Source organism: Sphingomonas aracearum (assembly GCF_003345355.1).
Taxonomy (GTDB): Bacteria; Pseudomonadota; Alphaproteobacteria; order Sphingomonadales; family Sphingomonadaceae; genus Sphingomonas; species Sphingomonas aracearum.
The window spans coordinates 1407855-1427420 of record NZ_QQNB01000001.1; the positions used below are offsets into that span (position 1 = coordinate 1407855).

Genomic DNA, 19566 nt, shown 5'->3' on the forward strand with positions numbered 1-19566 from the left:
GGAGTTGATGGCCTACAAGCTCTGGTACTGGCCCGGCATCCAGGGACGCGGCGAGTTCGTCCGCCTTGCCCTGGAAGCCGCCGGCATCGCTTATGAGGATTGCGCGCGCGACAGGGGGGTCGAGGCGCTGATCGCGGACATGGAGGCGCGCACCGGTCGCGGCCCCTTCGCGCCGCCCTATCTGGAGGTCGACGGCCTGGTGATTGCGCAGGTCGCCGACATCCTGCTGTATCTCGGCGACCGGCACGATCTTGCGCCGTCGAAGATCGCCGATCGCTACTGGGTGCATCAGGTGCAGCTGACCATCGCGGATGCCGTTGCCGAGGTGCACAACGTCCACCATCCCGTGGCGATGATGGACTATTATGACGACCAGAAGCCCGAGGCGGCGCGCGCGGCGAAGCAGTTTCGCGAGCAGCGCCTCCCCAAATTCCTCGGCTGGCTGGAGCAGGCGGCGAACGCGAACCCCGGCGACTGGCTGATCGACCATCGCTGGACCTATGCCGACACCTCCCTGTTCCAGCTGGTCGAGGGCCTGCGCTACATGTTCCCGCGCGCCATGGCCGCGATCGAGGGCGATTATCGAAGCGTGACCCGCATCCGCGACCAGGTGGCGCAACTGCCGGGCGTTCATGCCTATCTGAAGAGCGAGCGGCGCATTCCCTTCAACACCGACGGCATCTTCCGCCAGTATCCCGAGCTCGATGGCTAGGGTTCCCCGCCCTGCCGCGCGGATCCTGCTGGTCGATGCGGCCGGCCGCGTGCTGCTGTTCCGCTTCACGGCGGACGATCGTGCGCCCTTCTGGTGCACCCCCGGCGGCGCCGTCGATCCGGGCGAAAGCTACGAGCAGGCGGCGCGGCGCGAGCTGATCGAGGAAGTCGGCCTCCCTGCCGATCCCGGGCCGCAGGTCGATCGCCGCGTGGTCGATTTCCTGACGCTGGAGGGCGTGGAGGTGACCGCGGACGAGCGCTGGTTCCGGGTCGACGTGGAAAGCCACGAGGTAGACCCGGCCGGCCATACCGAACTCGAACGACGCGTGATGCAAAGCTGGCGCTGGTGGACGCGCGACGATCTGGCGGCGTGCGAGGAGACGGTGTATCCCGACGACATCCTGGCGATGCTCGCCCAAACGGATTTCCGCCGATGATCGATGATTTCGTCCTCCAGACCATCACCCCGGTCACGCACGACCTGGGCGGGTTCAAGGTCCACCGCACGCTGCCCTCCCGCCCACGCACGATGGTGGGGCCGTTCCTGTTCTTCGACCAGATGGGCCCGGCGCAGCTCGCGGTGGGCAACGGCATCGACGTGCGCCCGCATCCGCACATCAACCTGGCCACCGTCACCTATCTGTTCAAGGGCGCGATCGGCCATCGCGACTCGCTTGGCAGCAACCTGGTGATCGAGCCCGGCGCGGTGAACCTGATGACCGCCGGCCATGGCATCGTCCATTCCGAGCGGTCGCCGGGCGAAGAGCGCGCGCACGGCCCGGTCCTGTCCGGCATCCAGACCTGGCTGGCTTTGCCGGAGAAGGACGAGGAGATGGACCCGGCGTTCGAGCATGTGCCCGCGGCCGACCTGCCGGTGATCGCCGACAACCGGGTCACCGCCCGCATCATCATGGGCTCGCTGTGGGGCAAGAGTGCGCCCACCACCACCTATGCCGGCACGATCTATGCCGACATCGCGCTGGAGCCCGGCGGCGAGGTGCCGATCGATGCCGCGGCCGAGGAGCGCGCCGTGTACCTGGCGCTGGGCGAGGCGGTGCTGGACGGCGTGCCGCTCGCGCCCATGACGCTTTACGTGCTGAAGCCCGGCGTGCCGGTCACGCTCGCCTCCATGACGGGCGGGCGGGTGATGCTGTGCGGCGGCGACGCCTTTGCCACGCCGCGCCACGTCTGGTGGAACTTCGTTTCCTCCAGCCGCGACCGCATCAACCAGGCCAAGCGCGACTGGAAGGCGGGCAACTTCCCGCTGGTGCCGGGGGACGACGAGGAGTTCATCCCGATCCCCGAAGTGCCGCTGACGGTCAGTTACCCCTGACCACGACCGGGACGACCAACGGGAGAGAGCGAATGACCGAACCCCTGCACCGCATCGCCCTGCCCACCGGGGTCGAGCTGGACGTCCAGGTCGCCGGTTCGCCGGACGCGTCGCCCGTGATCCTGCTGCACGGCTTTCCCGAATCGCATCGCACCTGGCGGCACATCGTGCCCGATCTCGCGCGCGACCATTTCGTGCTGGCGCCGGACCAGCGCGGCTATGCCCGGTCCTCCAAGCCCGCGGGCGTGGAGGAGTACAAGGCCGATCGCATCCTGGCCGACCTCCTCGCGCTGGCCGACCATTTCGGCATCGGCCGGTTCACGCTCGTCGGCCATGACTGGGGCGGCGCGATCGCCTGGATGGCGGCGCTGCAACGGCCGGATCGCGTCTCCCGGCTCGTGATCGTCAACGCGCCGCACCCGCTCGTCTACCAGCGCGCGGTGTTCGACGATCCGGAGCAGCGCCGCGCCAGCCAGTATATCCGCCGCTTTCGCGACACCAGCATCGACCAGGGCCTGACCGGCACGGGGCTGGAGAAATTCCTGGGCTCCACCTTTGCGCAGCATGTCACCCGCGCAATCGCCGGCGAGGACAAGGCGGCGTATCTCGACGAATGGTCGCAACCCGGCGCGATGACGGCGATGCTCAACTGGTACCGGGCCAGCGGCATCATCGTGCCCGCGCCCGAGGAAGCGCCGGAGCGCCCCGCCTGGCTCGACGCGGCGTTCCCGCCGGTGACGCAGCCGACGCTGGTGATCTGGGGCATGAAGGACAAGGCCCTGCTGCCGGGACAGCTCCAGGTACTTCCCGCTTATGTCCCGCACCTCACCCTGACGCGGGTCGAGGATGCGGGCCATTTCGTCCCGTGGGAGAAGCCGGAGGCCGTTCTGTCGGCGATGCGCGACTGGTCGATCTAGGGCCGCCCTGTACGGCATCCACCGATGAGCGTCGCTCATCGTTACATATTGTCGTCGACGGGTAACCCTCCCGCCGTGCCGATGCTATCTTCCGCTTCAGGGAGCGCCGCGCGGTCGCGCGGCGCGGAAGATCGCACGGGAAACGATGGTGTCAGGATCAGCTGAATTCGAGATTTCGCGGCGGGGCGTGCTCGCCTGCAGCGGCGCGGCCGTGGCCCTGACCGCGGTTCCGGCCGAGGCGCAAGGCCCGACCGCGGCGGCGGCGCCGGCAACCCTGCCGGTGACGCTGACGGTCAACGGCACACGGCACGACCTCACGCTGGACACGCGCACCACCCTGCTGGACACGCTGCGCGAGCATCTGCACCTCACCGGCACCAAGAAGGGCTGCGACCATGGCCAGTGCGGCGCCTGCACGGTGATCGTGAACGGGGAGCGGATCAACTCCTGCCTCAGCCTCGCCGTCCAGCACCAAGGCGACAAGGTGACGACCATCGAGGGCCTCGGCACGCCCGACAAGCTGCATCCGATGCAGGCGGCGTTCGTCAAGCATGACGGTTTCCAATGCGGCTATTGCACGCCGGGCCAGATCTGCTCGGCGGTATCCGTACTGGACGAGATCAGGCGCGGCATACCCAGCCATGTCCAGGCCGACCTCACCGAGAAGCCCGGCTTCACCAACATCGAAATGCGCGAGCGGATGAGCGGCAACATCTGCCGCTGTGGCGCCTATTCCAACATTCTGGACGCGATGAGCGACGTCGCGGGGGAGCGGGCATGAAGAGCTTCACCTACGAGCGCGCGACCTCGCCGGCGCAGGCCGCGGCGATCGTGGCCCGCACGCCGGGCGCCAAGTTCCTGGGCGGCGGCACCAACCTGCTCGACCTGATGAAGCTGGAGATCGAAACGCCGACCCACCTCGTCGACGTGCAGGACCTGAAGCTCGACCGGATCGAGAAGACCAGGGAAGGCGGCCTGCGCATCGGCGCGCTGGTGACCAACACCGCCCTGTCCGCCGACGAGCGCGTGCGCCGCGACTACGGCGTGCTCGCCCGCGCGATCCAGGCGGGCGCGAGCGGCCAGTTGCGCAACAAGGCGACCACCGCGGGCAACCTGCTCCAGCGCACCCGCTGCCCCTATTTCTACGACCCCAACATGCCGTGCAACAAGCGCAAGCCGGGCTCCGGCTGTTCGGCGATCGGCGGCTATTCGCGCCAGCTGGCGGTGGTCGGCTCGTCCGACAAGTGCATCGCCACCTATCCCGGCGACATGGCGCAGGCGATGCGCGTGCTGGATGCGGCGGTGGAGACGGTAAAGGCCGACGGCACCACGCGCGCCATCCCGATCGCCGACTTCCATCGCCTGCCCGGCGACCGGCCGGAGATCGACAACGTGCTGGAACGCGGCGAACTCATCACCGGCATCGCCCTGCCCAAGCCCCTGGGCGGACAGCATTTTTACCAGAAGGTGCGCGATCGCGCGTCCTATGCCTTTGCTCTCGTCTCTGTCGCGGCGGTGATCCAGAAGGACGGCAGCGGCCGCGTTTCCTTCGGCGGCGTCGCGCACAAGCCCTGGCGGGTCGCGGCGGCCGACGCCGCGCTGCCGCAAGGCGCGCAGGCCGTGGCGCAGCGCGCCTTTGCCGAGGCGCGGCCGACCGAGGACAATCGTTTCAAGATCCCGCTGGCAACCCGCGCGCTCGCGTCGGTGATCGCCCAGGCAAAGGCACCCCGCGCATGAAGTTCGACCAGCCCGCCGGCACCAACCCGATCGATCAGCTGAAGGTCGTCGGCCGCCCCACCAGCCGCATCGACGGTCCGCTCAAGACCACCGGCACCGCGCCCTACGCTTATGAGCGGCACGATGTCGTGCCCAACCAGGCCTATGGCTATATCGTCGGGGCGGCGGTGGCCAAGGGCCGCATCCGGCGCATGGATACGAGCGCGGCCAAGGCGGCGCCCGGCGTCGTCACCGTGGTGACCACGCTGGACTTCCCCAAGCCGCTGCCGCTCGGCATGCAGAACATCGCGCACCTGTTCGGCGGCGCGGACGTCGCGCATTACCATCAGGCGATCGCGGTGGTGGTCGCCGATACGTTCGAGCAGGCGCGCGCCGCGGCGGCCTTGATCCGCACCGACTATGATCGCGTGCCCGGCAGGTTCGACCTCGCCAGGGAAGCCCCGAACGCTCCGCTGGAAGGCGGCAGCAGCGGGGAAGGATCGGCCGCGCCCGCGATCGACCGGATCGGCGACTTCGCCAAGGCGTTCGCCGCCGCGCCGGTGAAGGTCGACCGCACCTACACCACGCCCGACGAGAGCCACATGATGATGGAGCCGTTCGCGACGATCGCATCGTGGGACGGCGACAAGGTCACCTTGTGGACCTCCAACCAGATGATCGCGTGGAGCAAGGGCTCGCTCGCCAAGATCCTGTCGATCCCGCCGGAGAATGTCCGGCTGGACTCGCCCTATATCGGCGGCGGCTTCGGCGGGAAGCTGTTCGTGCGCGCCGATGCGGTGTGCGCCGCGCTCGCGGCGCGCGCGGCCCGGCGCCCGGTCAAGATCGCCATGCAGCGCCCGCTAATGGCCAACAACTCGACCCATCGCCCGGCGACGATCCAGCATGTGCGGCTGGGCGCCACCAAAGACGGCCGCCTGACCGCGATCGCGCACTCGTCCACCAGCGGCAACCTGCCGGAGGGCAAGCCGGAGACCGCGGTGTCGCAGACCAAGCTGTTCTACGCCGCGCCGAACCGCGAGACGTACATGAAGCTGGCGGTGCTCGACCTGCCGGAAGGCAACGCCATGCGCGCGCCGGGCGAGGCACCGGGCCTCATGGTGCTCGAAATGGCCATGGACGAGCTGGCCGAGGCCCTGGACATGGACCCCGTCGAGCTGCGCGCGATCAACGACACGCAGGTCGATCCGGAGAAGCCGGGCACGCCCTTTTCCGAGCGGCACTACGTGGAATGCCTGCGCACCGGGGCCGGGCGGTTCGGCTGGTCGCGGCGCAATCCGAAGCCGGCGCAGGTGCGCGAGGGCCGGTGGCTGATCGGCATGGGCATGGCCGGCGGCTTTCGGGGCAACATCCTCACCAAGTCGGCCGCGCGCATCCGGCTGGAGCGAAACGGACGGCTGACGGTGGAAACCGACATGACCGATATCGGCACCGGCACCTACACCATTCTGGCGCAGACCGCGGCGGAGATGATGGGCGTGCCGCTGTCGCAGGTGGACGTGAAGCTGGGCGACAGCGACTTCCCGAAATCGGCCGGCTCGGGCGGCCAATGGGGCGCGAACAACGCCACCGCCGGCCTGTATGCCGCTTGCATGAAGTTGCGAGAGGCGGTGGCGCAGCAGCTCGGCTTCAACTCGGCCGATGTCGCCTTTGCCGACGGCAAGGTCTCTGCAGGCGGGCGCAGCGCCGCGCTGGCGGAGGCGGCCAGGGCAGGCCCGCTCACCGCCGAGGACGGGTTCGATCCCACCGACATGGGCGAGCGCTGGCAACAGGCGACCTTTGCCGCGCATTTCGTCGAGGTGGCGGTGGACAGCTTCACCGGCGAGACGCGCATCCGCCGCATGCTGGCGGCCTGCGACGCCGGCCGCATCCTGAACCCGAAGGCGGCGCGCAGCCAGGTGATCGGCGCGATGACCATGGGCGTGGGCGCGGCGCTGATGGAGGAGCTGGCGGTGGACACCCGCTTCGGCTTCTTCGTCAATCACGATCTCGCCAGCTACGAAGTGCCGGTCCATGCCGACATTCCGCACCAGGAGGTGATCTTCCTCGACTTCCCCGACGACAAGTCCTCGCCGATGAAGGCCAAGGGCGTCGGCGAGCTCGGCCTGTGCGGCGTGGGCGCGGCGATCGCCAACGCGATCTACAACGCCACCGGCGTGCGCGTGCGCGATTACCCGATCACGCTGGACAAGCATCTGGAAAAGCTGCCCCAGGTCGCCTGAGGGCAGCGATGGGAAGGCGCTGGCGGACGATCCGCTGACGCAACAGCCCCGCTCCCCGCCTCGGACCGGGGAGCGGCTTGCCCTGGCCGGACCTATAGCAGGGTCGGCTGCTCCGCCGGTGCCGGCTTTGCCCGCGGCGCCGGGCGCGAGGCGGGGGCGCGGCCGACTTCCGCCTCCACGGTGCCGTCGCGGAAGTGCAGCGTGAGGCCGCCCGCCTTGCGGGCTGCCTCTGCGCTGGCGACCACGCCCCCCTCGGGCCGCGCCGCCACCCAGGCGTACCCTCGGTCGAGCACGCTTTGCGGGCCCAGTGCGCGCACGAGGTTCCAGATGCCCTCAAAACGCGTGCGCGCCGTGTGCAGCTTGGCCTCCAGCATGGACGGCCGCAGCGCCCCGCCCGCGCGATCCAGCGTGCTGCGCGCCGCGGTGATCCGCCGCTCCAGCCCGCGATCGAGCCGCGCCGACAGGTCGTCGCTGCGCTGGCGCTGGGGACCGAGCAGCGCATCGCGTTTCGGCAGCACCCGCACCAGCGCGTCCAGCCGCTCGCGCCCGCGCTCCTGGTAGCGGTGCACGCAGCGGCGGGTGCGCGCGCCGTAATTGTCGATCTGGAAGCGCAGTTCGGACAGCACCGGCACCGCGAGTTCCGCCGCCGCCGTGGGGGTGGGCGCGCGCAGATCTGCGGCATGGTCGCACAGCGTGGTGTCGGTCTCGTGGCCGACCGCCGAGATGATCGGGATGGTGCAGGCGGCAACCGCGCGCACCACCGCTTCCTCGTTGAACGTCCACAGATCCTCGATCGAGCCGCCGCCGCGCGCGACGATGACGAGATCGGGGCGGTCCGGGCCGGTAATCGCGTCGAACCCGGCCACGGCGCGCGCGACCTCGCCCGCGCTGCCGTCGCCCTGCACCTTCACCGGCCACACGATCACGCGCGTCGGGCAGCGGTCCTCCAGGCGGTGGAGGATGTCGCGGATCACCGCCCCGGTCGGCGAGGTGACGACGCCGATGGTGGCCGGCAGGAACGGCAGCGCCTTCTTGGTGTCGCGATCGAACAGCCCCTCGCCCGCCAGCTTGGCCTTGAGCTTTTCCAGCAGCGCCATCAGCGCGCCCTCGCCGGCCAGCTCCATGCGATCGATCACGATCTGGTATTTCGAGCGACCGGGATAGGTCGTGACCTTGCCGGTGGCGATCACCTCCACGCCGTCCTGCGGCTGAAAGGCGAGCGTGTTGACCGACCCCTTCCAGATCACGCCGTCGATCACCGCGCTGTCGTCCTTCAGGCACAGATAAGCGTGGCCCGAGGCGACCCGCTTGTAGCCGGAGATCTCGCCGCGCAGCCGGACGTGGCCGAACTCGTCTTCCACCACGCGCTTCAGCTTCAGCGCCAGCTCGCCGACGCCGAGCGCCTGCGAATTGTCGCCGGGCCGGTCCTCGGCTAGGAGCCGGCCGGCAGCATTGTCGAGAGGGAATCCGGGCATGAACGTCCTGCTGGTGGGAAGCGGTGGCCGCGAACATGCGCTCGCCTGGCGGCTGGCGCAATCGCCGGGGCTGGATCGGCTGTTCGCCGCGCCGGGCAATCCGGGCATCGCGAACCACGCGACCTGTATCACGCTGGACGTGAAGGATCACGCGGCGGTTGTCGATTTCTGCCGTGCCGAGCGGATCGGGCTGGTCGTGATCGGGCCGGAGGCGCCGCTGGTGGACGGGCTGGCCGACAGCCTGCGCGCGGCCGGCCTGCCGGTGTTCGGCCCCTCGGCCGCGGCGGCTCAGCTGGAGGGGTCCAAGGGCTTCACCAAGGAGCTGTGCACGCGGGCCGACATCCCCACGGCCGGCTACCGCCGCGTCTCCGGCCTGGACGAGGCGCTGATCGCGCTGGAGGCCTTTCCCCTGCCCGTGGTGGTGAAGGCGGACGGCCTGGCCGCCGGCAAGGGCGTGACGGTGGCGATGACCCGCGCCGAGGCGACGGGAGCCGTGGAGGCGATCTTCGCCGAGCCCGGCGGCGCCGCGGTGATCGAGGAGTTCCTGGACGGCGAGGAAGTGAGCCTGTTCGTGCTGACCGACGGCACCGCCTTCGTGCCGTTCGGCTCGGCGCAGGACCACAAGCGCGTGGGCGACGGCGATACCGGGCCGAACACCGGCGGCATGGGCGCCTACAGCCCTGCGCCCGTGCTCAGCCCGGCGCTGGAGCGGCAGGCGATCGACACCATCATCCGCCCGACGATCGCGGCGATGGCGGAGGCGGGCACGCCCTTTTCCGGCGTGCTCTATGCCGGCCTGATGCTGACGGAGCGCGGCCCCAAGCTGATCGAATACAATGCCCGGTTCGGCGATCCCGAATGCCAGGTGCTGATGTTCCGCTACCAGGGGGATCTGCCGGCACTGCTGCTGGCGGTGGCGGAAGGCCGACTGGCGGAGGTGGAAGCGCCCGCCTTCTCGGACGAAACCGCGCTCACCGTGGTGATGGCGGCACGCGGCTATCCGGGCACGCCGGAGACCGGCGGCGCGATCGACAACATCGAAGCGGCGGAGGCTGGCGGCGCCCGCGTGTTCCAGGCGGGCACGGCGCGGCACGGCGGCACGCTGGTGGCGAGCGGCGGACGCGTGCTCGCCGTCACCGCGGGCGGGGCGACGATCGCCCAGGCGCAGGCCGCCGCGTATCGCGCCGTGGATCGGATCGGCTTTCCCATGGGTTTCTGCCGGCGGGACATCGGCTGGCGCGAGATCGCGCGTCAGCTATAGCGGTTCCGTAGCGTAAAGGGAGACACCGCATGGACGATCAGGGCGCTGCACAGCACGCCGGAGGCGCCGCCTCGATGATGGAAGGCTGGACCACCGCGTCGCTGATCCTGATCGCCGTCCTGGCGCTGCTCGCGGTGGCGGTGATCGTGTGGGGCATCCGGCTGAAGCGTCGCCGGGTCGCGGCCGACCGGCAGGTGATCGAGAGCCGCGAGGAGCGCGGCATCGATCCGCAGCCGCGCACCGGCGAAGACCAGCCGCCCGCCCCCACGCCGGTGCCGACGAGCCCAGCCGCTGCGCCCGCGCCGGTGCCCGAGCTGCGCGCCGCCCCGCCGGTCGCGCCTTCTCCGCCTCCGCTGGCCGACACGCCCCCGGTGCCGGTCCCGGCGCCGGCCACGCCGCCGGCCGGCATGCCCGACACGCCGATCGATCGCGAAGAGCGCGACGCGCGCGCGGAAGCGCCGCTCGCCGACGAGCCGATCGCCGCCGCCGCGCCGATGGACGCCAGCCCCGCCAGCCTGGCCGTGGACCTCGACACCGCCGCCGAACCCGCACCTGCGCCGGGCGCGGAAACCCTCACCGGCCCCGCCGCCGGCTCCCTGCCGCTCAACCGGCTCAAGGGCCTCGGCCCCAAGCTCGCGGCGCAACTGGCCGAGCTCGGCTATACCGACGTGCAGCAGATCGCCGACCTCTCCCCCGCCGAGGCCGACGCGCTGGACGCGCGTCTGGGCGCGTTCAAAGGCCGCATGGCCCGCGATCGCTGGATCGAGCAGGCCCGCCTGCTCACCACCAACCGCGCCGCCTATGAGGCGGAATTCGGCAAGCTGGGCTGAGGCGGGGGGAGTCGCGGAACGAAAGCATCGGTGCAGCGGTTGAGGAAGCTGATCGCCGCATGCGCCGATATCTTGCAAATCGCGCGCGGATCGCATATGTCGGCGTCCAGAAAGAGGAGGTGCTGATGCGCAAGGAAGACGTACCCGGAGGCTGAACTCCTTACTTTCCACCAGTTACACGGGCAGCCGAGCAGGCTGCCTTTTTTGTTGGACCGCCATGCCGCACCTGTCGTCCGCAGATCGTGTCGCCATCTGCCGGATGATCCTGCTGGGCCAGGCGGACGAAGCCTTCGCCCGATACGCCGTTGGCGAGCTTGACCAGATCATCCTGACCCGGCGCGCCAACGATGCCCTGCGGCATGCGGCAACGCGGGACATGCCGCTGAAGCGCTACTTCAAGGCGCGGATCGCCCGGCCCGTTCAGAAGATCATGCTCACTGCCGCCGTTATCACCGGCGTGGCGGTGCTGGGCCTGTGCGAGGTCTGGCCCCACTACGATCCCGCCGATCCGCAGACCTATACTCTAGCGTCGGCCTCGGCCGGCCTGCTTGCGGTCTGTGCCGCGGCGACCGGCTGGGCGATCGCCGCCTGGTTGACCCATCGCAACGCTCGCGTCCAGCACACCATCAACTTCGTCGCCAACCGCTTCACCAACGAGACCTTCAGCAGGAACGCCGCCGCCTTTGCGGATCGCCTGACCGGCAGGCGGATCGATGCCGCACTGGTCGCGCAGTTAAGCACCTCCGCGGACGAGAAAGACGTGCTCGCCGTTCAGGCCTTGCGCTACTTCGTCAATTACTTCGAGTTCGTCTCGGTGGGCATCATCTGCGGCGATCTGGATGAAGGCATCATCCAGCGCTCCCTGCGCGGCAACCTGATCTTCTACACCGATCGCTGCCTTCCTTGGATTCGCGAATTGCAGGCGCAGAACCCGCGCACGCTGGAGCACCTGCTCATCATCCGCGATCATTTCCGGGATATCTAGAAGACGAGCCTAGCGCGCCTTCGCGACCTCCACCGCGTAGAGGGCCGGGGCGCCTTCCATGTTGGTGCGGTAGATCAGCCAGCGGCCGTCCGGCGTCCAGTGCTGGTTGGGCTCCAGCGTATAGTCGTGGGTGGCGAGGCTGGCGAGATGCTCGGTTTCCAGCGTGCCCGGGGTGATGAGCCCCGCCTGCGGCGTGCGGTCCAGCCTGGGGCGGAACAGGCTGATCCACTTGGCGCCGTTGCCGCCGTCGCCGGAAAAGGCGCGGCCGTCGGGCGAGAGCGAGAAATGGTAGGAGGCCTGGTCCGGCCCTTGCAGCAATTGCGTGCGGGCGCCGGTCTTCACGTTGTAGCTCGCCAGCCAGGCAAAGGCGCGCACGGTGCGCAGGTCGTACCAGATGGTGTGGCCGTCGCTTGCCCAGAATTCGTGCCCCGCAATCTCCCCGGCCACGGTGCGGGTGTGTACCTTGGCAAGGCCGGTGCCGTCGCTGCGGATGGTCCAGATCCGGTCCACCTTGTCCCACGGCCCTTCGTGGCAGAACATCAGCAGGCGGGGATCGGTTGGCGAGAACTGGACATGGTTCAGCCAGTCGGTCGCGCGATGGAGGGTGCGGCGGCGGCCGTCCCGGATCGCCACGGTGTACATTTCCATCGGCACGCGCGCGGCGAGGCGCTTTTCCATCCATTGCCCCTTGGCGGCGGCAAAGGAGAGCGGCTTGCCGTCCGGGCCGGTGCCCGAATAGGTCGGCGCGCCGGTCTTCGGATCGCGCCTGCCCTGCGCGGCGATGTCGGGCGGCGGCGCGGCAAGCTCGCGCTCGCCCGCCAGCAGCGTTTCGTCGGCGTTGATCGTCTCGATACGACCGCCCGGCACGTCGGCGACCTTGGCCGTCGCCCCGCTGTCGAGGTCGACGCGCCAGACCTGGAAGGGACCGCCCTCCTCCACGTCCGCCGCGCGGGTGGTGTAATAGGCGCTGCGGCTCCTCGGCCCGGCGAACAGCAGGCGATCAACCTTCGTGCGCAGCACCAGCCGCGTTTCCCAGGTCCGGAGGTCCACTACCTTGATGCCTTCGGGCACCAGGTAGATCATCAGGTCGCCCTGCGAGGTGAACGGATTGTAGTTGAAATACAGCGCGTAATTGCCCGGCGTGTCGTCGATCCGGACGATCCTGTGGCCGGTCACCGGATCGATCCACGTCCCTGGTGACGGGGTGGGCGACGCTGCCCCTGCCGCCGCAGCCAGCACGGCCAGACTTCCGTTGATCCATGCCATATCGTGCAACCCTCTCCCAACTCCCTTTCTTGTAGAAACCGCGAGGGGCATCAGACAAGGGTGGCGAAGCGGCGCGGGCGTCTCTAGGCTGCCGGAAAATCGGGGGAGAGGACATGCAAGACGCCGTTGCCGTGCGCCCGGGCTATCGCCGCTTCGTGCTGGCGATGCTGCTGGTCGTGTACACGTTCAACTTTCTGGACCGGCAGATCCTCGGCATCCTCGCCGCGCCGATCAAGGCGGACCTGGGGCTTTCCGATGCGCAGTTCGGCGCGATCGGCGGGCTCGCCTTCGCGCTTCTCTATTCGGTGCTGGGGGTGCCGCTGGCGCTGCTCGCGGACCGGACGAGCCGGCGTGCGGTGATCGCCGGCAGCCTTGCCGTATGGAGCGCGTTCACCGCCCTGTGCGGGATCGCCACCGGCTATGGCCAGTTGTTCCTGTTCCGGCTGGGCGTGGGCGTCGGCGAAGCGGGCGGCGTGGCGCCGTCCTACGCCCTGATCGCCGATTACTACCCGCCGGAACAGCGCGCGCGGGCGCTGGCGATCTATTCGCTGGGCATTCCGGTGGGCCTTGCCGGCGGCACGCTGCTCGGCGCCTATATCGCGCAGCTGCTGGACTGGCGCACCGCGTTCCTGGTCATGGGCGTGGCGGGGATCGTGCTGGCGCCGATCTTCCACCTGACCGTGCGCGATGCGCCGCGCAGTGCCGCCCCGGCGGACGCGGTGCCGGTGTCCGCGGTGTTCCCGATCCTGGCGGGCAAGCCGGCCTTCTGGCTGCTCGCCTTTGCCGCCTCGTTCAGCTCGCTGTGCGGCTATGGCCTCGCCCTGTGGGTGCCCTCCGTGCTGATGCGGTCCTACGGCTTCGACCTCATCACCACCGGCAAGTTCATGGGCTCGCTGCTGCTGATCGGCGGGACGGCCGGCGTGTTCGCGGGCGGCTGGTTCGCCGACAAGCTCGGCCGCGCCGATCGCGGCTGGTATCCCAAGCTGCCCGCGATCGCCTGGCTGGTCACGCTGCCGACCTTTGCGGCCGGGCTGCTGTCGCCCAGCCCCTGGGCGGCGTGGCCGCTGCTGCTGATCCCCAATGCGCTCAACATCCTGTGGCTGGGGCCGATCACGACCGCGGTGCAGCACCTAGTGCCGCGCCACATGCGCGCGACCGCCTCGGCAAGCTTTCTCCTCATCAACAACCTGATCGGCATCGGCGCGGGGCCGCTCCTGATGGGGACGATCTCCGACGCGCTGAAATCGACCTACCGCGCGGAGGCCCTGCGCTATGCGACGGTCGGGTGCCTCGGCTTCTATGCACTGGCGGCGGTGCTCGCGCTGCTGGCGGTGGGGCCGGTGCGCAAAGGCTGGGTGGATGACGTTTGAGGCCTAGCCACTCCGTTCGTCCCGAGTAGCCGTCGAGCTTGTCGAGATGGCGTATCGAGAGATCGCCCCGTGCGCAGGTCTCTCGATACGGGCTCTCGACAGGCTCGATCCCTACTCGGGACGAACGGATGGGGGCCTTATCGCTCGCGCGTGGCCGCGAACTTCACCTTGGGATAGCGATCCGCGACATAGCCGACTTCCCACGCCGTCTTGGCGAGGAACACCGGGTTGCCGTCGCGATCCCTGGCCATGGCCGAGCGGTTCAGGTCGGTGAACGCCTTGAGGTCGGCGGCATCCTCCGCCGACACCCAGCGCGCGGTGTCGAACGGGGCGGGCTCCAGCCCGGCATCGACCTTGTACTCCGCCTCCAGCCGGCTGAGCAGCACCTCCAGCTGCAGCTGGCCGACCACGCCAATGATCCAGTTGGAGCCGATCTCCGGATAGAAGACCTGCGTCACGCCCTCCTCGGCCATGTCGTCCAGCGCCTTGCGCAGCTGCTTGGTCTTGGTCGGGTCCTTCAGCGCGACGCGGCGCAGGATTTCCGGCGCGAAGTTCGGCAGCCCGGTGAAGCGCACGTCGGCACGCTCCGACAGGGTATCGCCGACGCGCAGCGTGCCATGGTTGGGGATGCCGATGATGTCGCCGGGGAACGCCTCGTCCGCCACTTCGCGGTTCTGCGCGAAGAACAGGATCGGCGAGTGCACCGCGATCGGCTTGCCATGGCCCGTGGGGGTGAGTTTCATGCCGCGCTTGAACGTGCCCGAGCACAGCCGCATGAACGCGATCCGGTCGCGATGCTGCGGGTCCATGTTGGCCTGCACCTTGAACACGAAGCCGGTCACTTCGGCATTGTCCGGCGCGATCGGTGCCGGCTCGGCCGGCTGCGGGCGCGGCGGGGGCGCGTGGCGGGCAAGCGCGTCGATCAGCTCGGCGGGGCCGAAATCCTTGAGCGCGGAGCCGAAATAGACCGGCGTCAGATCGCCGTTGCGATAGGCGTCGACGTCGAACTCGGCATAGCCGGCCTGCGCCAGCTCGATTTCCTCGGCGATGTTCTCGGGCAGCGCGGGCGCGTCCTCCACCTTGCCCTGGAAGGTGCGGCTGTCGCCTTCGGGGCGGCTGAGGCGGCCCGTCGCGAGGTCCAGCACGCCCTGGAAATCGGAGCCGAGCCCCACCGGCCAGCTCATCGGCGACACGTCGAGCGCCAGCACGTCGGCGATCTCGTCCAGCAGCTCGAAGGGCGAGCGGCCCTCACGATCGACCTTGTTGACAAAGGTGATGATCGGCACCGAGCGCAGGCGGCACACCTCGAACAGTTTGCGCGTCTGCGCCTCGATGCCGCGGGCGGCGTCGATCACCATCACCGCGGAGTCGACCGCCGTCAGGGTGCGGTAGGTGTCCTCCGAGAAGTCCTCGTGGCCCGGCGTGTCGAGCAGGTTGAAGGTCACGCCCTCCCGTTCGAACGTCATCACCGACGAGGTGACGGAAATGCCGCGCTGCTGCTCGATCTTCATCCAGTCCGACCGCGCGCGCCGGTTCGCACCGCGCGCCTTCACCTCGCCGGCGAGATGGATCGCGCCGCCGAAATACAGCAGCTTCTCGGTCAGGGTCGTCTTGCCGGCGTCCGGGTGCGAGATGATCGCAAAGGTGCGGCGGGAGGAGGAAGGCATTGCAAGGAGTCCAATGAAGGCAGGCGCGCGCCATAGCATGTCCGGCGCGGACCGATAGGGTGACGTGAGGACGCGAACCCGATAGATTTGGGCTGCACCCATGCAGATCAAGCGCCTTCGCCTGTCCGGCTTCAAGAGCTTCGTCGATCCGGCCGATCTCCGGATCGAGCCGGGGCTGACCGGCATTGTCGGCCCCAACGGCTGCGGCAAGTCGAACCTGCTGGAAGCGCTGCGCTGGACCATGGGCGAGACCTCCGCGCGGTCCCTGCGGGGCGCCGGCATGGAGGACGTGATCTTCGCCGGCACCGCCACCCGCCCGCAGCGCGACTTCGCCGAGGTTTCCATGCTGCTGGAAACCGACGATGCGGAGGAAACCGAGGTGGTGCGCCGGATCGAGCGCGGCGCGGGTTCCGCCTACCGCATCGACGGGCGCGACGTGCGCGCGAAGAATGTCGGCCTGCTGTTCGCCGATGCCGCCACGGGCGCGCATTCGCCCGCGCTCGTCAGCCAGAACCGGATCGGCGCGGTGATCGCCGCCCGGCCTGCGGAGCGCCGAGCTATGCTGGAGGAAGCGGCGGGGATCGCCGGCCTCCATGTCCGCCGCCGCGATGCCGAGGCGAAGCTGCGCGCGACGGAGGCCAACCTCCAGCGGCTGGACGAGGTGATCGCCGAGCAGGACGCGCGTACCGCTTCGTTGCGGCGACAGGCGCGGGCGGCGGAGCGCTACCGCGCGCTGTCCGGGCAGATCCAGGTGGCCGAGGCGCGCATGATCTTTGCCCGCTGGCGCGATGCCGCCGCCGCCGCCGATGCCGCACGCGCCGAGGCGGCGGCGGCCGAGGAACGGGTCGCGGCGGCAACGGGCGCGCAGGCGCGGGCGGCAGCGGCGCAGGCGGCGGCGGCCGACCTCCTCTGCACCGCACGCGCGGCGGCGCTGGCAGCGCGCGATGCGGCGGGCGAGGCGAGCCACCGGGTGACCGCCCTGCGCGCGCAACACGCCGCGGCCGAGCGGCGCCTCGCCGATCTCGCCGACGCGCACGAGCGGCTGGCCGGCGATCGCGCGCGCGAAGGCACGCTGGCGCAGGATGCGGCCGAAGCGCTCGCCCGGCTCGCCGCAGAGGGCAAGGCGCTGGAGATGCGCATCGCCGAGGCGCAGGCCGCCCTGCCCGCGCTCGACGGCCGGCGCGCGGAAGCGGAGCGCGAGGCGCGCGACGCGGAGGTCGCGTTGGCGCAGGCGCTCGCCGCGCAGGCAGCGGAGGCGGCGGAGGTGCGCGTGGCGGACGCCGCGCTCGCCGCCGCGCGCACCCAGGTGGACCGCGCGAACCGCGAACTGGCGCGGGTGACGGAGGAGATGCGGACGCTGGCCGATCCCGCGCCGCTCGCCGCAACCCGCGACCGGGCGGCGGAGGCGCGCGCCGCGGCGGTGGCGCGCGGCGAGCAGGGCCGGGCGGCGCTGACCGACGCGGAGGCGGCGGAACGCGCGGCGGCGGCCGATCGCGACGCCGCGCAAGCGGCGCGCGCGACCCGCCGGGCGGAACTCGCCGCGCTCGACGGGGAAGCGGCGGCGCTGGCCAAGGCGACCCGGCCCGGCGGTCGCGACAGGCTGCTTGACCGCATCCAGGCGGAATCGGGGTACGAACGCGCGCTGGCGGCGGCGCTCGGCGACGATCTGGAGGTGGGCCTCGATCCCGCTGCGGAGCGCCATTGGCGCGGCGCGGAGCCGCTGCCCGGCGACCCGCCGCCGCCGATCGGGACGATGCCGCTTGCGCCCCGGATCACCGCTCCGGCGGCGCTCGCGCGGCGCTTGGCGCAGGTGTTCGTCTGCGAGGAGGATACGGGCCAGCCGCTTGCGGCCGGGCAGCGGCTGGTGACGACGGCGGGCACGCTGCGGCGCTGGGATGGGCTGGTCGCGCAGGCCGGGGGCGGCGCGGCGGCGGCGGCGGAGCGGCTGGAGCGCGGCAATCGCCTGCGCGCGCTGGAGGCGCAGCGCCCCGCCCTTGCCCTCGCGGTTGCCGAGGCGGACACGGCCTTTGCCGCTGCCGAGCGCGCGATCGCCGATGCCCGCACTGCCGCGACGGAAGGGCGGCGCGTGATCGACGCGGCCGAGGCGGCGGCACGCGAGGCGCTGCGCAGCGAGGATCGCGCAACGGCGGCGCTGGAACGCCTCGAAGCGCAACGCGCCGACCTTGCCGTGCGTCGCGCGCGGCTGGCCGGGCAGGCGGAGGAAGCCGCTGCCGAGCAGGACCGCGCCGCCGTTGCCCGCGCGGCCCTGCCCGACGGCAGTGCCATGCGCGCGCAGGTCGCGACCCTGAGCGCCGCGGCCGAGGCACGACGCGGCGCGGTGGCAACGATATTGGCCGAGCGCGGCGCGCTGGAACAGAGCCTGCGCGCCGATCGCGAGCGGCTGGCGGCCGGCGCCGGCGAGGCCAGGGGCTGGCGCGCGCGGGCGGGCGAGGCGGCGCGGCGCATCGCGGAGATGGACAAGCGCGCGGCGGCGCTGGCCGACGAACAGGCGACCTTGGCGGCCCGTCCGGCGGCGCTGGCCGCCGCGCTGGCCGAGGCGGAGGCGAGCGGGGCCGCCGCCCGCGCCCGCGCCGATGCCGCCGCCGCCGACGAGCGCGCAGCGGAGGCGGCCTTGCGCGCGACCGACGGGGCGACCCACGCCGCCAACGAGGCGCTCGCCGCCGCCCGCGAAGCCCGTGCCGGCGCCGTGGCGCGGGCGGAAAACGGGGAAGCGCGCCGGATCGAGATGGGCAAGATCTCCGGCGAACGCTTCGGCTGTCCCGCGCCCGTGCTGCCCGCCCGGCTGGAGTTCGCGGGCGACACCGTGCGCAGCCCGCAGGAGGAGTCCGCCGCGCACGACCGGCTCGTCGCCGACCGCGAGCGGATCGGCCCGGTGAACCTGGTGGCCGAACAGGAGCTGGCGGAGCTGGAGGCGGGCGCATCGGGCAACGCCGCCGCCCGCGCCGAGCTGGGCGAGGCGGTCGCGCGGCTGCGCGGTTCGATCGGCACGCTGAACCGCGAAGGCCGCCAGCGCCTGCTGGCCGCGTTCGAGGCGGTGAACGGCCACTTCCGGCGGCTGTTCTCGACCCTGTTCAACGGCGGGCAGGCGCATCTGGAACTGGTCGACGCCGACGATCCGCTGGAGGCCGGGCTGGAGATCATGGCGCAGCCGCCCGGCAAGCGGCTGCAATCGCTGACCCTGCTGTCGGGCGGCGAACAGGCGCTCACCGCGGTGGCGCTGATCTTCGGCCTGTTCCTCACCAATCCCGCGCCGATCTGCGTGCTGGACGAGGTCGATGCGCCGCTGGACGATGCGAACATCGAGCGGTTCTGCGACCTGCTGGACGCGATGACACGGGAAACCGCCACCCGCTACCTGATCGTCACGCACAATGCCGTGACGATGAGCCGCATGCACCGCCTGTTCGGGGTCACCATGGTGGAACAGGGGGTCAGCCGGCTGGTGTCGGTGGACCTGGGTGGCGCGGAAGGGCTGCTGGCGGCGGAATAGCGGCTCGCGGCCACGGCAAGGCCGCCCGCCAGGCGAGCGCATTGTGTCCGAACCGTCCTGGTACAGCCTGGGATGGGCGAAACCGGCCGCGACGGCCCAAATTACCGGGCGGGTCCATAAACAGTCTTGACTGCTTGTAAACTGGCAGGCACCTTCGATCCTGCGCTTCGACGAAAGCGTGGAGCTGCCAAAGAGCAGTCGGGAGGATGTTTGTTTCGGCCACGCGCATTGCTTTGCGCCCCGGCACCCCGTGCTCTTTTGCGGTTCCCCAGACTGTGAGGGGA

General features: G+C 70.6%; 15 protein-coding genes. 12 read left to right on the forward strand and 3 right to left on the reverse strand.

All coding sequences use genetic code 11. The features are described from left to right. Positions 1-7 precede the first annotated feature (7 nt). From DVW87_RS06690 to paoC, 7 genes are all read left to right on the forward strand, one after another. Positions 8-712 (forward strand): glutathione S-transferase, encoded by a 705-nt coding sequence (locus DVW87_RS06690; protein WP_114686887.1) that lies wholly within the window; start codon positions 8-10, stop codon positions 710-712. Then, positions 705-1148 carry an NUDIX hydrolase gene (locus DVW87_RS06695; RefSeq protein ID WP_114686888.1) on the forward strand — a complete coding sequence of 148 codons (444 nt, stop codon included), beginning with the start codon at positions 705-707 and terminating at the stop codon, positions 1146-1148. The genes DVW87_RS06690 and DVW87_RS06695 overlap by 8 nt, the downstream gene beginning before the upstream one ends. Continuing rightward, positions 1145-2044 (forward strand): pirin family protein, encoded by a 900-nt coding sequence (locus tag DVW87_RS06700; protein ID WP_114686889.1) that lies wholly within the window; start codon positions 1145-1147, stop codon positions 2042-2044. The genes DVW87_RS06695 and DVW87_RS06700 overlap by 4 nt, the downstream gene beginning before the upstream one ends. 32 nt (positions 2045-2076) lie before the next feature. Further along, on the forward strand, positions 2077-2961 hold the full coding sequence (locus tag DVW87_RS06705; RefSeq protein WP_114686890.1) for an alpha/beta fold hydrolase: 885 nt from the start codon (positions 2077-2079) through the stop codon (positions 2959-2961). A gap of 145 nt (positions 2962-3106) precedes the next feature. Then, positions 3107-3742, forward strand: a complete 636-nt coding sequence (gene paoA / locus DVW87_RS06710; protein ID WP_114686891.1) for an aldehyde dehydrogenase iron-sulfur subunit PaoA — start codon at positions 3107-3109, stop codon at positions 3740-3742. Then, complete coding sequence (locus tag DVW87_RS06715) at positions 3739-4698, forward strand: FAD binding domain-containing protein (protein WP_114686892.1); 960 nt, start codon at positions 3739-3741, stop codon at positions 4696-4698. The genes paoA and DVW87_RS06715 overlap by 4 nt, the downstream gene beginning before the upstream one ends. Beyond that, on the forward strand, positions 4695-6917 hold the full coding sequence (gene paoC / locus DVW87_RS06720) for an aldehyde oxidoreductase molybdenum-binding subunit PaoC (RefSeq protein ID WP_114686893.1): 2223 nt from the start codon (positions 4695-4697) through the stop codon (positions 6915-6917). Before DVW87_RS06715 ends, paoC begins: the two co-directional genes overlap by 4 nt. Positions 6918-7009: 92 nt before the next feature. Here paoC and xseA read toward each other — a convergent pair whose 3' ends face one another. After that, a complete protein-coding gene (gene xseA / locus DVW87_RS06725) occupies positions 7010-8392 on the reverse strand; it encodes an exodeoxyribonuclease VII large subunit (RefSeq protein ID WP_114686894.1) in 1383 nt (460 codons plus the stop codon). On the opposite strand from xseA, the gene purD reads away from it, so the two are divergent. From purD to DVW87_RS06740, 3 genes are all read left to right on the forward strand, one after another. Beyond that, positions 8391-9653, forward strand: a complete 1263-nt coding sequence (gene purD, locus DVW87_RS06730) for a phosphoribosylamine--glycine ligase (RefSeq protein ID WP_114686895.1) — start codon at positions 8391-8393, stop codon at positions 9651-9653. The genes xseA and purD overlap by 2 nt on opposite strands. Before the next feature lie 29 nt (positions 9654-9682). Then, complete coding sequence (locus tag DVW87_RS06735; protein ID WP_114686896.1) at positions 9683-10483, forward strand: hypothetical protein; 801 nt, start codon at positions 9683-9685, stop codon at positions 10481-10483. Between the two features lie 217 nt (positions 10484-10700). Next, a complete protein-coding gene (locus tag DVW87_RS06740) occupies positions 10701-11468 on the forward strand; it encodes a DUF4760 domain-containing protein (protein WP_114686897.1) in 768 nt (255 codons plus the stop codon). Positions 11469-11477: 9 nt separating this feature from the next. Here the strand turns inward: DVW87_RS06740 and DVW87_RS06745 are convergent, their stop codons facing one another. Continuing rightward, a complete protein-coding gene (locus DVW87_RS06745) occupies positions 11478-12734 on the reverse strand; it encodes an oligogalacturonate lyase family protein (RefSeq protein WP_114686898.1) in 1257 nt (418 codons plus the stop codon). A gap of 113 nt (positions 12735-12847) precedes the next feature. On the opposite strand from DVW87_RS06745, the gene DVW87_RS06750 reads away from it, so the two are divergent. Then, positions 12848-14104 carry a spinster family MFS transporter gene (locus DVW87_RS06750; protein ID WP_114686899.1) on the forward strand — a complete coding sequence of 419 codons (1257 nt, stop codon included), beginning with the start codon at positions 12848-12850 and terminating at the stop codon, positions 14102-14104. Positions 14105-14241: 137 nt separating this feature from the next. Here DVW87_RS06750 and DVW87_RS06755 read toward each other — a convergent pair whose 3' ends face one another. Then, positions 14242-15771 carry a peptide chain release factor 3 gene (locus DVW87_RS06755; protein ID WP_114686900.1) on the reverse strand — a complete coding sequence of 510 codons (1530 nt, stop codon included), beginning with the start codon at positions 15769-15771 and terminating at the stop codon, positions 14242-14244. A gap of 100 nt (positions 15772-15871) precedes the next feature. Here DVW87_RS06755 and DVW87_RS06760 point away from each other — a divergent pair, with 100 nt between their 5' ends. Next, positions 15872-19282, forward strand: coding sequence for a chromosome segregation SMC family protein (locus DVW87_RS06760; protein WP_114686901.1), 3411 nt, complete (start codon positions 15872-15874; stop codon positions 19280-19282). The last annotated feature ends 284 nt before the right edge of the window (positions 19283-19566 follow it).